Below are 13,967 nucleotides of genomic sequence, written 5' to 3' on the forward strand. Positions count from 1 at the left end.
ATGTGTACCGTTTGCGGCTGCGGCGAAGCCGATCAGCACCATCACGCTCACGCCCACGATTCGGAGCATGAGCATACCCACGATCACGGCCATGACCATGGCCATCACCATCATCACCACGGCCAAGGCGCTGCCGGACTGAGTATTGACGGTCTCAGCCAGGAGCGCATCGTTCGCATCGAACAGGACATCCTCGGCCGCAACGACGCCCATGCCCGCGGCAACCGAAACTTCTTCGAAAGCCACGGCATTCTGGCCGTGAACCTGCTTTCGAGCCCCGGGTCCGGCAAGACCACGCTGCTCGAGCGCAGCATCGCGGATCTCAAGGAGCGGTTCGACGTCAGCGTGATCGAAGGCGACCAGCAGACCGAGAACGATGCGGAGCGCATACGCGCCACCGGCGTTCGGGTGTTGCAGATCAATACCGGCAAGGGCTGCCACCTGGATGCCCATATGGTCGGCCACGGCGTGCAGGATCTGAAACCCGCCGATTACGGCATCCTGTTCATCGAGAATGTCGGCAACCTGGTCTGTCCGGCCATGTTCGATCTGGGCGAAGCGGCCCGCGTGGTCATTCTCTCGGTCACCGAGGGCGAGGACAAACCACTGAAATACCCGGACATGTTCCATCGCGCCGATCTGGTCCTGATCAACAAGATCGATCTGTTGCCGTATCTGCGTTTCGACCTGGAGCGCTGCCTCGGCTATTTGCAGCAGGTCAACCCGGAGGTGGAGACGATCCGGGTGTCGACTACCGCGGGCGACGGGATGGACCAGTGGTACGGATGGCTGGAACGACGCCGCAAGGCGCTGTTGGCCGAACGACTGGCGGGACTGGAGCGTCAGGCCGCGGCGATTCGGGCGCAGATTTGAGCGTTGCCGCCGAGGCCGGACGGCAGCGCCGGCGGCTGACGCTGAGCGGTCTGGTGCAGGGCGTGGGCATGCGGCCTTTCGTGTACCGCCTGGCGCGGGAGCTGGACCTGGCCGGCCGGGTATCCAACGGCCCGGAAGGGGTCATCATCGAGGCGGAAGGCGACGCGCCGGCTTTGGCGGCGTTCGAAACCCGCCTGAAGCGCGAATGCCCGCCGCCGGCCGACATCGTCGATTGTATCGTGCAAAGTATTCCCGCTATCGGCGATCAGGGTTTCCGGGTCGAAGCGAGCCGCGCCGATGGCGCCATAGCCCCGTTCGCTCTGCCGGATCTGGCCCCATGCCCGACCTGCCTTCGGGAACTGTTCGATCCCGGCGACCGCCGCTTCCGCTATCCCTTCATCAGCTGCACGCACTGCGGCCCCCGCTACAGCATCCTCGACGCCTTGCCGTTCGACCGCGAACGCACCGCCATGGCGGGTTTTCCGCTCTGCGCCGAGTGCCTTGAGGAATACCGCGACACTTCCGACCGACGGTTTCATGCCCAGACCACGTGCTGTCCGGACTGCGGCCCGACCTTGGCATTCTGGGACGCCGCCGGTCGCACGCTGGCGCATGGCGACGAGGCGTTGTTGCAAGCCGTCGAGCGCTTGCGGCAGGGAGAGGTATTGGCGCTTCAAGGGGTAGGCGGATTTCAATTGCTGGTCGATGCCGAGCAGGAAGAATCCGTGCAGCGTCTGCGCGAGCGCAAACACCGGCCCCACAAGCCGTTGGCTTTGTTGGTGGCTGACCTCGCGGCGGCACGCGAGCTTTGCGATGTGACCGAGGCCGAAACGGGGCGGCTGACATCATCGGCAGCGCCTATCGTGCTACTGCGTCGCCGCGATACATCCGGTTCGATCGCCTCCGCCATTGCACCGGGGCAGAACCGCTTGGGGCTAATGCTGCCGGCCTCGCCTTTGCACCATCTGTTGGCGCGGGATTTCGGTGCGCCGCTGGTTTGTACCAGCGGCAACCGGGGCAACGAACCGATCTGCATCTCGCCCGACGAAGCCCAGCAGCGTCTCGCCGACATCGCCGACGGTTTCCTGGTGCACGACCGGCCGATACGCCAGCCCTTGGACGACTCCGTGATTCGGATCGCCGACGGAAAACCCCTGATGCTGCGGCGCGCCCGAGGTTATGTGCCGCGCCCGGTGGCCCTGGATGGGGACACGCCGCCGATCCTGGCCGCCGGAGGGCATCTCAAGAACACGGTTGCCTACGCGGACGGCGGGCGTGCGATTCTGAGCCAGCACCTCGGCGATCTCGACACCGCGGAATCCCTGGACCGGCATCGCGCCACGGCCGAGCGGCTTCCGCGCTTGTTCGGCCGTCCGCCTCGGTCGGTCGCATGCGATCTGCACCCCGATTACGCCGCGACCCGTTGGACGGAAAGCACCGGCCTGCCGCTGCGGCGCGTGCCTCACCATCTTGCCCACGCGCTGGCCTGCATGGCCGAGCATAGTTTGAAGCCGCCGCTTCTGGCCGTGACCTGGGACGGCTTGGGACTGGGCGAAGACGGCACGCTGTGGGGCGGGGAATTCCTGCACATCGCTCCGGACGGTCATCGCCGCATCGCCAGCCTGCTGCCGCTGCGCCTGCCCGGGGGCGAACGCGCGATCAAGGACCCGCGGCGGTCGGCCCTAAGCGTGTTGTACGCCCTGCACGGCGAGCAAACGCCGGACTACCTGCCGGCCACGCTGAAATCGCGGTTTGAGCCGGCTGATCTGACTGCGTTATTGCGGCTGCTGCAGACCGGGACGCGGTCGCCCGAGTGCAGCAGCGCGGGGCGCTTGTTCGACGCGGCCGCGAGCCTTTTGGGACTGTGCCGGGAGATCAGTTTCGAAGGGCAAGCGGCGATGGCGTTGGAGGCCGCTGCGGAGCAAGGCGGGGAGGGCGACGGGACGATTTACCCGATTCCCGTGATCGACGGCGAGCCGAAACGGCTGGACTGGCGTCCCTTGTTCCGGGCGCTGTCGGACGGCCACGCGGCCGGCGTGCCGGCGACGGTCCTGGCCTATCGGTTTCATGCCAGCCTTGCGGCTGCCATTACGGCCGTCGCCGTTGCCGAATCGATGACCGCCGTCGCTCTGGCCGGCGGCTGTTTTCAGAACCGCCTGCTGCTTGAGGCATGCGCGCATCGGCTGCGCCTTGCCGGTTTGCAGGTATACTGGCCGGAGCAGGTCCCCCCCAACGACGGCGGCCTGGCGCTGGGCCAGATCGCCGCCGCGATATTTTCCGAGGAGCTTCTCACATGTGTCTAGCCGTACCCGGTCAGATCCTTTCCATCGAACAGGCCGACGATCCCTTGCTGCGATCCGGTCGGGTCGATTTCGGCGGCGTGGTCAAGGTGGTGAACCTGGCCTACGTTCCGGAAGCCGAAGTCGGCGACTATGCCATCGTCCATGCCGGCTTCGCGATTTCGCGCCTGGACGAGGCCGAGGCGCGGGCGGTGCTGAAAGAGATTGCCGCATTGGAGGACATCGCCGATGAAATATCTTGACGAGTACCGCGACGCCGCGTCGGTAAAAGCCCTGGCCGACGCCATCGCAGGACGGCAGACCCGGCCCTGGACGCTGATGGAAGTCTGCGGCGGGCAGACCCATTCCATCGTCAAGCACGGCCTGGATCGCTTGCTGCCGCCGTCGCTGAGCCTGATTCACGGTCCCGGCTGTCCGGTTTGCGTGACGCCCGAGACCATCATCGATCAGGCACTGGAACTGGCGGCCCGCCCCGACGTCATCTTCTGTTCCTTCGGCGACATGCTGCGGGTGCCGGGCTCGCAACACGATCTGCTGACGGTCAAGGCCCGCGGCGGTGACGTGCGCATGGTTTATTCGCCTTTGGATGCGCTGAATCTGGCCCGGGAAAATCCGGAGCGCCAGGTGGTGTTTTTCGCGGTGGGTTTCGAAACCACCGCGCCGACGACGGCGATGGCCGTGTTGCAGGCGCAGCGCTTCGGTGTCCGGAACTTTTCGCTGCTGGTCGCCCATGTCCGGGTGCCGCCGGCGGTGGAGACCCTGCTATCTGCGCCGGACAACCGGGTCAACGGTCTGTTGGCGGCGGGTCATGTCTGTGCGGTGATGGGCTATACCGAATACGAGCCGATAGCCGCCCGTTTTCGCGCGCCCATCGTGGTGACCGGATTCGAGCCCCTGGACATCCTGAGCGGCGTCCTGAACTGCGTGGAGCAACTGGAAGAAGGCCGCGCCGAGGTGGAAAACCGCTACGGACGCGCGGTGACTCGGGAGGGCAATCGGCCGGCTCAAGCACTGATGGATCAGGTTTTCGAACCCGTCACGCTGAGCTGGCGCGGTCTGGACGCCATCGCCGACAGCGGCCTGGGATTGCGTCCCGAGTTCGCCGAGTTCGATGCGGTACGGCGTTTCGAGTTGTCCGCACCGGGGACGGCCAGCGCCGGTCCGTGCCGTAGCGGCGATGTCCTGACCGGACGCCTGAAACCGTTCGAGTGCCCTGCCTTCGGCACGGCCTGCACGCCCGAACATCCCCTGGGCGCGACCATGGTGTCGTCGGAAGGGGCCTGCGCCGCCTATTACCGCTATCGCCGCGATGCCGCCTGAAGCCATGAGCGAAAAGACCGAAAACACCTTGTCGGCTTGTCCGATGCCCATAGGCCAATATACCCAGATCGTCATGGCTCACGGCGGCGGCGGCCGCCTCATGCAACAATTGCTGGAGCGCCTGGTACGGCCGGCCTTTGCCAATCCGCACCTGGATCAGCGCCATGACAGTACCGTGTTCGAGGTGGGTGGCAATCGGCTGGCCTTCACCACCGACGGCTATGTGGTCAAGCCGCTGTTCTTCCCCGGAGGGGACATCGGCAAACTGGCCGTTTGCGGTACTTTGAACGATCTCGCCATGAGTGGCGCCAAACCCTTGTTCCTGAGTGCCGCCCTGGTAATCGAAGAGGGTTTCCCGGTCAACGACCTCGCGCGCGTTCTGGCCAGCATGAACGCTACCGCGCAAGCCGCGGGCGCCGCGATCGTCACCGGCGACACCAAGGTCGTCGAAAACGGCAAGGGGGATGGGTTGTACATCGCTACCAGCGGCATCGGGCTGATCGAGCACGGCTTGCAGATCGCCCCGGCCGGCATAAGGGAAGGGGATGCAATCCTGCTGAGCGGGGACATCGGCCGTCACGGTGTCGCCATCATCGCCGAGCGCGAAGGCTTGGGTTTCGAGACCACCGTCGAAAGCGATTGCGCGGACCTATCCGGGCTGGTGGGGCAATTATTGCGCGCCGGCGTCGAGCTGCATTGCCTGCGCGATCTGACCCGCGGCGGACTGGCGGCCGCCGTGCTGGAGCTGGCCGGAGATGCCGGTTTCGATATGGAATTGTCCGAGAGCGCGATACCGGTCGCCGCGCCGGTGCGTAGCGCCTGCGAAATCCTGGGTTTCGATCCGCTCTATGTGGCCAACGAAGGCCGCATGGTACTGTTCGTCCCGGCTAGCGCCGTCGGCCGGGCGCTGGATGTGCTGCACGCCCATCCTCTGGGCCATGACGCCTGTCTCATCGGGCGGGTCGGTTCCGTGGGCAAGGGAAAAGTCAGTCTGCGCAATCCCTATGACATCGTGCGCGTACTCGACCTGCCCAGCGGCGAACAACTGCCGAGAATCTGCTGAGAATCGTCACGGATCAGGCGAGACGTATCGAAACCAGCAATGCGACGCCGGTCAGTGGACTCTTTCGATTTCCTGGCCGTCCTTCGAGGACAACTCGGCGAGCAGCGCCTTGGCTTCTTGCAGATCCGGCGTGTCAAACCCTTCGGTGAATGAATGGTAAATTTCCGCCAGCATCCGGCGGGCTTCTTCTATCTTGCCTTGGCGCTGCCATAACCGACTCAAGCTCACCACCGCTCGAAACTCGAATAACTTATTGCCCTGCCGCCGGGAAGTCGCGATGGCCTTGAGAAAACAGGCCTCCGCCCCGGACTCCGGACTTTCGACTGGACAGGCCTTCAGCATGAGTACGCCTTGGAGCCGATACAGCTCCGCCTCGTAAAGGTGCTCGCCAACGCGTTCCACTTCCTTGAGTGCTTCGGTCACGGCTTCGAGACCCTCTTCGAGGCGACCACCCACGGCGCATAGATCGGCGAGCAGTCCGAAATGATGAGCCCGCATCACCTGCATGGCACTGGGCTGGTAGTTCGCCAAAGTCTGCCGGATCTGGGCAATGCCGGCGTCGACTTGTCCCTGCATGACTTGGATCCACCCGCCCATGATGAGATGGGTCTCCTGCGCCAAGGGGATGTCATGTTCAATGCCGAGCCGTCCCAGCGCTTCGTAGTACTCGAGGATGGGCTCGGCTTCATGAGATACACAAAAGTGATGAATCCAAACGGCGGCATTCAGGGTTACGATTTGAGTGAGGGGATGTGCAAGCTCCTGCGCCCAAGTGAGGGCTGCCTCGAGGTGCGTCCTGGCCTGCTCCGGAACCCCCCTAAACCAAAGAATCATTGCAATATTAAACCGGCAAAGAATCCCCGGATCCCGACCATGCAAAAAGGCCAGGAAGCCGTGCTGCGCGGGCTCGTAGAGGGCTAGGCCCTGTTCGAAGTGTTTTCCGGCGGGCGCCAGCCTTCCGAAACATAACAAGGTGGTCCCCAGCGTTTGGTGGGCCTCCAGCAGCCACGTCGAGTCGTCCGCCTTCCGGGCTATCGCGAGGAGCTGTTCCGCCAGTTCATAGGCGGTCTGCAACTCCGCCCGCAAGTAGTAGAACGACCATAAGCCACAGAGCGCGGAGAAGAGCTGGGGCGTCTCGCCGACCATCCGGCACAGCACCCGTGCGCGGGTGTAAGCTTGCTCCACCTCGGGGGCGGTGTAGCCTTTGACGGCGATCAGCGCCGAGCCCAGGGTGATTTGGAGGGCGAGTTCGTGCTGGGTCCGCTCCGGGGTGTCGGGGAGGGCGTCGAGCAGCGCCAATCCTCGGGTGAGCAGGCCGATGGCCTCGTGCGGGGCGAGCCGCCGGAGGTCCTTCTCGGCGGCTTGTTGCAGATAGCGCAGCGCCCGGCCAAGGTTTCGGCCCTGCTCGAAGTGTACGGCCAGTTCCGCCGCGATCTCCCCGGCGCACGCGCCGTAGGCTTGCTCCAGCCGTTCGCCGATCGCCTGATGCAGCCGCATCCGCCGCTTCGCCGTCAGCCGGCCGGACAACGCGGCTCGATACAGCACATGGCGGAAGCCATAGCGCCCTGCCATCGTGCCGTCCGGCCGGGCTGAGCCGATCGATCTGCTGGTCGATCATCTGCTGCAGGGTCTCCGGCATGCCGTGCTCGGCGTCTTCGAGCACGCGGAGCGAAGCGTCTTGGCCCGCGGGTTCCGGGGCTTCACGCAACGCCCCGCGAGCGCAGAGATAGGCCACCGTATGGACCATGAACAGGGGATTGCCTTCGGTGCGCCGGCTCACCCACTGCGCGAGCCGCTCGAGCGGCACGGTGGGCGCGACGCGGGGACACCGGGCGGCCAGATAGTCGGTCACCGCCGCTTCGCTGAGGGCGCCCAGCGCCAGCTCCGCACACTGCCCGTGCACCTGCAATTCCTGCTTGAGCCCTTTCAGCGGATGCCCCCGCACGATCAGCTCCATCGGCCGATAGGTGCCGATCACCAGCAAGCGCGCCGCCTCCCGCCGCCGCGCCAGGGCGGCGAGCAGGTCCAGGGTGGCATAATCGCTCCAGTGCAGGTCCTCCAGCACCAGCACCAAGGGGGTCTCCGCGGTCACCGCTTCCAGCGCCTCCGCCATCTCCCGCAGCATCCGCTCCGGCGTTGCCGCCACCCCCTGGCGCTGCAGCTCGGTCTGCTCGGCCGGGCTGAGCAGCCAGGGCAGCTGCCCGAGCCAGGTAGGGGCATAGCGGCGCAGCAGCGCGACGAGTCGTTTGCCCTGCGGGGGCCGGCAGAGCCGGCCCAGCGCTTCCAGCACCGGCAAGTAAGCTTCCCCGGGGCCGTAATGCTCCACGCACTGCCCTGAGGCCATCCGCAACAGCTCCTGCCGGGCGGCGGCGCCCTCCGCGAATACCTCGACCACGGTGGTCTTGCCGATGCCGGCTTCGCCGGTGACGAAGACGAGTTGGCGCTCGCCGGCCAACGCCTTTTCCAGCGCCGCGTGCAGGTGTCTCAGCTCCGCATCCCGGCCGACGCACCGGGGGGACGGAAGGGCGCTCGAAGCGGACGGTGGATGGGAGGCGCGGGGGCCGATGAAGCGATAGCCCCGGCGATGCCGGGTCTCGATGTAGCGCGGGGCCTTGGGATCGTCGCCCAGGGCCTTGCGGATCTCGTTGATGGACGCCTTCAGGACGCCTTCGCTGACGTACTGGCGGGGCCAGAGGGCGTTGAGAATTTCGGTTTTGGTGAGCAGCCGGTCCGGGTGCTCGAGCAGGTAGCACAGCACGGCGAAGGTGCGTGGCCGCAAGACGATCGCCTGATCGCCGCGCCATAACATGGCATTGCCGGGTTCCAACCGGAACGGTCCGAACACGATTGGCATCCCTTGATTCATTCCCGGTTCCTTGAGGCGAGTGGTTTCGAACCGGAGAGTAACCAAAGATCGTGATCGATGGTGACTGTCAGGAGTCATGTTTTGAACTAAAAAATGACAGAAATTTTACGATTTTTGAACGACACGCGAGGCAGGGACGTTTAGGTTCTGTTGACATAACCGCCGCTAGTTGCGAGGGTTAGCGGCTTTTGACGATGGCGAACCGGCTCGAAATCAGCGACGAAGAATGGAATGCAATCTATCCGATTCTGGCGGCCCACAAGCGTGTCCGCGTGACATCGGAGGCGGCTTGCCGGGCCTTCCTGGCGGCCGTCCTGTGGGTGTTGCGGTCGGGGGCGCAGTGGCGTCTGTTGCCCGCTAAGCATGGCAAGTGGAATTCGGTCTTCAAGCGCTTTTCCCGCTGGTGCCGCCACGGCGTCTGGCAGGCATTGCACGCGGGCTGCTCGCATCGGCCTGATTTGCAGAGCATCCTGATCGATTCCACGGTCATCCGCGCCCACCCGTGCGCGGCCGGGGCGGCGGAGAGCAGCGCCGAGGCCGAGGCGCTGGGCCGCTCGCGAGGCGGGTTCGGCACCAAGATCCACGCCATCACCGACGCCCTGGGCAACCCGCTCGACTTCGTGCTGACGGGCGGGCAGGCCAGCGACATCGGCCAGGCCGAAACGCTGCTGGGGCTGACGCCGGAAGGGGCCGAGGCCCTTATCGGCGACAAGGGCTATGACAGCGACGCCCTCGTCCAGACCATCGAGGCGCGGGGCATGGAAGCCGTTATCCCGCCCCGCAGCAACCGCACGGAACTCCGCAAGGTCGATTGGTTCGTCTACAAGGAGCGCCACCTGATCGAATGCTTCTTCAACAAAATCAAACATTACCGCAGGATTTTCTCACGCTATGAAAAGACCGCCCGCAACTACATCGGTATGCTGCAATTCGTCTCAGCCCTCATCTGGCTACGTTGATACGTCAACAGAACCTAGAGTAAGCCCGCCAAGCATGCGTGGCCGCGACGGCAATGGAATGTGTGGAGCTTGGTTTCAGGACCGGTCGTCAGTTGGAAAGGGCTCCGGTCGGACGATTAGGGTTGCAGGCGAGTTGGAGTCAACCCTCGTTCAGGTAGGTGTCGCGGCCCGCACCTGAATTATCGGAGCCGCAGGCTTTGAGTATCCATTTTCTGCCGAAAACGAAGCGAATATGAAATTCAACCAAAAAACTCGGCTGATACAGGTTTTTTCGCCCCTCGGCCCCGACATCTTGCTGTTTCATCGGATGCAGGGGCTGGAACGCCTGGGGGGACTTTTCGACTACGAGCTGGATCTGCTCAGTGCCAATGGGGCCATCAATGCGGACCAGCTCCTCGGCGACCGACTGGACGTCGCCCTGACCCTCCCCGACGACAGCATCCGCTATTTCAACGGCGTCGTCTGCCGCTTCGCGCAACTGGGCGGGGCTTTGGACCCGGACCGCACCCTCGTCCATTACCGCGTGACGCTGAGGCCCTGGCTCTGGCTGCTCACGCGCACCTCCGATTGCCGCATCTTCCAAAAGAAAACCGCCCCCGACATCATTGCCCAGGTGTTCCGCGACCACGGCTTCACCGACTTCGAAGCCCGGCTCAGTCTGACCTATCCTCAGCGGGAATACTGCGTCCAATACCGGGAATCCGACTTCAACTTCGTCAGCCGGCTGATGGAAGAGGAGGGCATCTACTATTTCTTCGAGCATGCGAAAGGCAAACACACCCTGATCCTGGCCGATGCCGCCGCCGCCCACCCGAAGGTGCCGGGCTACGAGTCCATCCCGTACTTCGAACCGAACAACAGCGCCCGCCGCTTGCGCGATCACCTGTTCTCGTGGTCGTTCGCCCGCGAAATCCAGCCCGGGTGTTGCGTGCTGACCGATTACGATTTCACCAAGCCGATGGCGGATCTCCAGGTGAAACGGCAACAGCCGCGTCCGCATGCCCAGGCCGAGTGGGAAGTGTTCGACTACCCGGGCCAATACGCCCAGGTCGAGCACGGCGAGCACTACGCCAGGGGCCGCAGACGGCGGTGGTGGTGGGGCCCGCGGGCGAGGAGATTTACACCGACCAGTACGGGCGGGTCAAGGTGCAGTTCCATTGGGACCGGGAAGGCCAACGGAACGAGAACAGTTCATGCTGGATCCGGGTATCCCATCCCTGGGCCGGGAAAAACTGGGGTGCGGTCTCGATCCCCCGGATCGGCCAGGAAGTGATCGTCGACTTCCTGGAAGGCGACCCCGACCAGCCCATCATCACCGGCCGAGTCTACAACGGCGATAGCATGCACCCGTTCACGCTTCCAAAATCCGCGATGATCAGCGGCGTCAAATCCGATACCCACAAGGGGCAGGGCTACAACGAGATTTCCTTGGACGACACGGCCGGTGCGGAATTAATCAACATTCGGGCACCTCGAAAAACCTCCTTGGTCTGCGCGCGCCCGGTAAAATAGGACCTGTAGCCAATCAGTGTGTTGAGTCCCAGACATGACCAAACCGAAGATGCCAAAGTCTCCGAAGAGCGCGATCAAACCCGATCTGTTTGCGGCCGATTTGCGCAAGCAGAAGATCGACCGGATGGGCGATCCGCTGGTGGCCTTCGAGACCCACATCGACTTTGCGGCGCTTGCCGCGGACGTGGATCAGGCGGCGCCCCGACCGGTCAGCCCGCAAGGCGGTCGTCCGCCGTTTCCCACCGAAACGATGGTGCGCATCCTGTTTCTCAAGCGGGTCAACAATCTCTCGGACGAGCAGATGGAATACCAGTTGCTTGATCGGATGAGTTACCAGCGCTTCTGCGGGCTGATGGACTCGGCCAGCATTCCGGACCGCACCACGATGTGGACCTTCGAGAACCGCATCGGCGAGGTCGGCGCCCAGGCGCTGTTCGACGGCATCGAGCGGCAGTTGCTCAAGCATGGCTACATCGCCCGCGGGGGGCATATCATCGACGCCACCCTGGTGCCTGCGCCAAAGCAGCACTTCAGCAAGGACGATAAGGAGATGCTGAAGGAAGGCGCGATGCCGGCGGACTGGAGCCCGGCCAAGCGGCGGCAAAAAGACCTGGACGCCACCTGGACCAAGAAGCACGGCAAGAGCCACCACGGCTACAAGCTCTCCATCAACGTGGACAAGCGCTACAAGGTTATCCGCAAGATCGAGACCGGCACCGCCGCTACTCATGACAGCCAGCACTTTGAGGCGGTGTTGAACACTAGCAACACCAGCCGGGACGTCTATGCCGACAAGGGCTATCCGAGTGCGGAACGGGAAGCCCAGCTCCAGGAAGCGGGTTATCGCAACCACATCCAGCGCAAGGGCCAGCGCAACCATCCGCTGTCCGAACGGCAGAAACAACGTAATCAATGCATCGCCCGGGTCCGAGCACGGGTCGAGCATCCCTTCGCCGCCATCGCACAAATGGGCGGCAAGTTTATTCGCACCATCGGCCAGGCGAGGGCGAACTTTGCCATGACGATGATGGCGGCCAGCTATAACCTGAAGCGGCTGGTTTACCTGAAACAGGCGGGTGTCGTGGCCTTTTGAGGCCCACCCTCGCCCGAAAGGCCACCAACGCGGGCGATTCGGGGAAAATGAAAAGTGAAATGGCGACAAGAGCGTGAGGGAGTCGGCTCGTGTGCCCGCCCGGTCAAAAAATTAGAGCCGGGTTTTCATCAAAATTCAGGGTTTTTCGAGGTGCCCAATTGTAGGATGGGTAGAGCGAAGCGAAACCCATCAATGGCAAGTTAGCCCTTCGACTTGGCTCAGGACAGGCCCGAGGTCGCCCGGTGGGTTACGGCGCACACGAAGCGCAGTGATGGGGCATCGGTTAGTGTTGACGTGCGCCTAACCCACCCTACAAAAATGAATGCCTTATTGAAAGCGATTTGGAATTAATCCATCGTCAACGGCACCGTCCAGGGAAGGGCGGCGTCAATTGGGGCCTATGTGCCTGTTCTATCTGCACGAACGCTCCCTCTGCCAAGACTTCGTCGATAGCCCCGAAACCGAAGCATTCCGGTGCCGACGGAGCGGAATTTTCATCCGCTATGGCATTGCGGGCATTTCGGAGAGTCCATTGCGGTTTTTGGGTTGAACGGTACGGATCTTCCCGTTACATTTTCGGCCAGTCATGTCATGGCGCTGTGACGGGGGTTACGTAACCTCGGCGACGGTTTCGGGATCATGGTGGTACCTCCTCCACGCCGCTGGGAAATATGACCCCGAATTCTTCGGCGTTCTTCCGCCGCTCTCGCGGCATCTCTGCAAGAAGGAGTATTCGCAATCATGCAAGCACAAAAACACGCGATCGGAAATATCCGCTCCTGGTCCGCAAGACCGTCACTCCAGGCGCTGACCGTTCTCGCCGTGATGGGGCTCGCTTCCAACGCTCACGCGGCAGTTCGCTACTCGATTACCGATCTCGGCACGCTCGGCGGGAATGATAGCTCGGCCGAGGGTATCAACAATGCCGGACAGGTGGCAGGGATCTCCATTACTGCCAGAGGTGAGCTCCATGCTTTCGTCACGGTGAATGGGGTGATGACCGATCTCGGCACGCTCGGCGGAGACTTTAGCTGGGCCCACGCCATCAACGATGCCGGACAAGTGGCGGGATATTCCACTTTCATCGACGCGTCGGAGCAAACACATGCTTTCGTGACGGTGAACGGCGTGATGACCGACCTCGGCACGCTCGGCGGGAACACCAGCATAGCCTATGGCATCAACAATGCCGGGCAAGTGGTGGGAGGATCCGATACTGCCGGCGGCGAGCACCATGCTTTCGTCACGGTGAACGGCGTGATGATCGATCTCGGCACGCTTGGCGGGAGCAGTAGCTCTGCCCTCGGCATCAACGATGCCGGGCAGGCGGTGGGAGGATCCGATACTGCCGGCGGCGAGCACCATGCTTTCGTCACGGTGAACGGCGTGATGACCGATCTCGGCACGCTCGGCGGGAACATCAGCATAGCCTATGGCATCAACGATGCCGGGCAGGTGGTGGGATACTCCTATACTGCCGGCGGCGAGCGGCATGCTTTCGTCGCCATGAATGGCGTGATGACCGATCTCGGCACGCTCGGTGGGAGCTATAGCTATGCCTATGGCATCAACAATGCCGGGCAGGTGTTGGGAAGGTCCGAGACTGCTAGCGGCGAGTATCATACATTCGTCACGGTGAACGGCGTCATGACGGATCTCAACACGCTGCTCGATCCGGCGGACGCCGCCGTCTGGAGGCTTACCTTTGAAAAAGGGATCAACGATGCCGGCCAAATCGCCGCTACCGGGTGGAAGTCCGGGAGTGGATCCCATGCCGTCCTGCTCACCCCGGTCGTGGTGCCAATCCCCGCCGCGGTCTGGCTGATGGGCAGCGCCCTGCTGGGTCTTGTCGGCCTGAGCCGCGGGAAGGGTTCGGCTTTGGCCCGAAGCTGATTGATGCGTTATTCCATTCGGCATTCGAGTGAACATTCATCGTAGGGTGGGTTAGCCCTTCGACGGAGCTCAGGACAGGCCCTTCGAC

General features: G+C 63.4%; 11 protein-coding genes and 1 pseudogene. 10 read left to right on the forward strand and 2 right to left on the reverse strand.

The window, feature by feature from the left end:
* From hypB to hypE, 5 genes are read left to right on the forward strand one after another with little or no spacing between them, the layout of a single operon-like run.
* On the forward strand, window positions 1–873 hold the full coding sequence (gene hypB / locus sS8_RS04215; protein ID WP_119628558.1) for a hydrogenase nickel incorporation protein HypB: 873 nt from the start codon (window positions 1–3) through the stop codon (window positions 871–873).
* Window positions 870–3,176: a carbamoyltransferase HypF gene (gene hypF / locus sS8_RS04220; RefSeq protein WP_197716682.1), complete on the forward strand. Its 2,307-nt coding sequence runs from the start codon at window positions 870–872 to the stop codon at window positions 3,174–3,176. Before hypB ends, hypF begins: the two co-directional genes overlap by 4 nt.
* Window positions 3,167–3,415 (forward strand): HypC/HybG/HupF family hydrogenase formation chaperone, encoded by a 249-nt coding sequence (locus sS8_RS04225; RefSeq protein WP_119628560.1) that lies wholly within the window; start codon window positions 3,167–3,169, stop codon window positions 3,413–3,415. The genes hypF and sS8_RS04225 overlap by 10 nt, the downstream gene beginning before the upstream one ends.
* Window positions 3,402–4,493 (forward strand): hydrogenase formation protein HypD, encoded by a 1,092-nt coding sequence (gene hypD, locus sS8_RS04230; RefSeq protein WP_119628561.1) that lies wholly within the window; start codon window positions 3,402–3,404, stop codon window positions 4,491–4,493. The genes sS8_RS04225 and hypD overlap by 14 nt, the downstream gene beginning before the upstream one ends.
* 4 nt (window positions 4,494–4,497) lie before the next feature.
* Window positions 4,498–5,556, forward strand: coding sequence for a hydrogenase expression/formation protein HypE (gene hypE / locus sS8_RS04235; RefSeq protein WP_119632610.1), 1,059 nt, complete (start codon window positions 4,498–4,500; stop codon window positions 5,554–5,556).
* 51 nt (window positions 5,557–5,607) lie between these two features.
* Here hypE and sS8_RS27935 read toward each other — a convergent pair whose 3' ends face one another.
* Window positions 5,608–6,702 carry a tetratricopeptide repeat protein gene (locus tag sS8_RS27935; protein ID WP_232020505.1) on the reverse strand — a complete coding sequence of 365 codons (1,095 nt, stop codon included), beginning with the start codon at window positions 6,700–6,702 and terminating at the stop codon, window positions 5,608–5,610.
* The gene (locus sS8_RS04245; protein WP_170160950.1) at window positions 6,614–8,422 is read right to left on the reverse strand and encodes an AAA family ATPase; all 1,809 of its coding nucleotides are present in this window, start codon (window positions 8,420–8,422) and stop codon (window positions 6,614–6,616) included. Before sS8_RS04245 ends, sS8_RS27935 begins: the two co-directional genes overlap by 89 nt.
* A 194-nt stretch (window positions 8,423–8,616) precedes the next feature.
* Here sS8_RS04245 and sS8_RS04250 point away from each other — a divergent pair, with 194 nt between their 5' ends.
* The 5 genes and pseudogenes from sS8_RS04250 to sS8_RS04265 all read left to right on the forward strand — a co-directional run bounded on the left by sS8_RS04250 (window position 8,617) and on the right by sS8_RS04265 (window position 13,879).
* Window positions 8,617–9,381: an IS5 family transposase gene (locus sS8_RS04250; protein ID WP_119628564.1), complete on the forward strand. Its 765-nt coding sequence runs from the start codon at window positions 8,617–8,619 to the stop codon at window positions 9,379–9,381.
* Between the two features lie 307 nt (window positions 9,382–9,688).
* Window positions 9,689–10,414, forward strand: a pseudogene (locus sS8_RS04255) (type VI secretion system Vgr family protein); the annotation flags it as partial.
* A 62-nt stretch (window positions 10,415–10,476) separates the two neighbouring features.
* A complete protein-coding gene (tssI, locus tag sS8_RS28940) occupies window positions 10,477–10,893 on the forward strand; it encodes a type VI secretion system tip protein TssI/VgrG (RefSeq protein WP_232020506.1) in 417 nt (138 codons plus the stop codon).
* Window positions 10,894–10,942: 49 nt separating this feature from the next.
* Entirely contained in the window at window positions 10,943–11,986 is a 1,044-nt protein-coding gene (locus tag sS8_RS04260; RefSeq protein WP_119632611.1) for an IS5 family transposase, read from the forward strand.
* 741 nt (window positions 11,987–12,727) lie between these two features.
* Entirely contained in the window at window positions 12,728–13,879 is a 1,152-nt protein-coding gene (locus sS8_RS04265; RefSeq protein ID WP_119628565.1) for an HAF repeat-containing protein, read from the forward strand.
* Window positions 13,880–13,967 lie beyond the last annotated feature (88 nt).

This window comes from Methylocaldum marinum (assembly GCF_003584645.1).
Lineage (GTDB): Bacteria > Pseudomonadota > Gammaproteobacteria > Methylococcales > Methylococcaceae > Methylocaldum > Methylocaldum marinum.

Excerpts from the sequence above, each read along its gene's own strand:
- hypB (WP_119628558.1), top strand. The coding sequence starts at position 1 with ATGTGTACCGTTTGCGGCTGCGGCGAAGCCGATCAGCACCATCACGCT.
- sS8_RS04225 (WP_119628560.1), top strand. The coding sequence starts at position 3,167 with ATGTGTCTAGCCGTACCCGGTCAGATCCTTTCCATCGAACAGGCCGAC.
- hypD (WP_119628561.1), top strand. The coding sequence starts at position 3,402 with ATGAAATATCTTGACGAGTACCGCGACGCCGCGTCGGTAAAAGCCCTG.
- hypE (WP_119632610.1), top strand. The coding sequence starts at position 4,498 with ATGAGCGAAAAGACCGAAAACACCTTGTCGGCTTGTCCGATGCCCATA.
- sS8_RS27935 (WP_232020505.1), bottom strand. The coding sequence starts at position 6,702 with ATGGTCGGCGAGACGCCCCAGCTCTTCTCCGCGCTCTGTGGCTTATGG.
- sS8_RS04245 (WP_170160950.1), bottom strand. The coding sequence starts at position 8,422 with ATGAATCAAGGGATGCCAATCGTGTTCGGACCGTTCCGGTTGGAACCC.
- sS8_RS04250 (WP_119628564.1), top strand. The coding sequence starts at position 8,617 with ATGGCGAACCGGCTCGAAATCAGCGACGAAGAATGGAATGCAATCTAT.
- sS8_RS04260 (WP_119632611.1), top strand. The coding sequence starts at position 10,943 with ATGCCAAAGTCTCCGAAGAGCGCGATCAAACCCGATCTGTTTGCGGCC.
- sS8_RS04265 (WP_119628565.1), top strand. The coding sequence starts at position 12,728 with ATGCAAGCACAAAAACACGCGATCGGAAATATCCGCTCCTGGTCCGCA.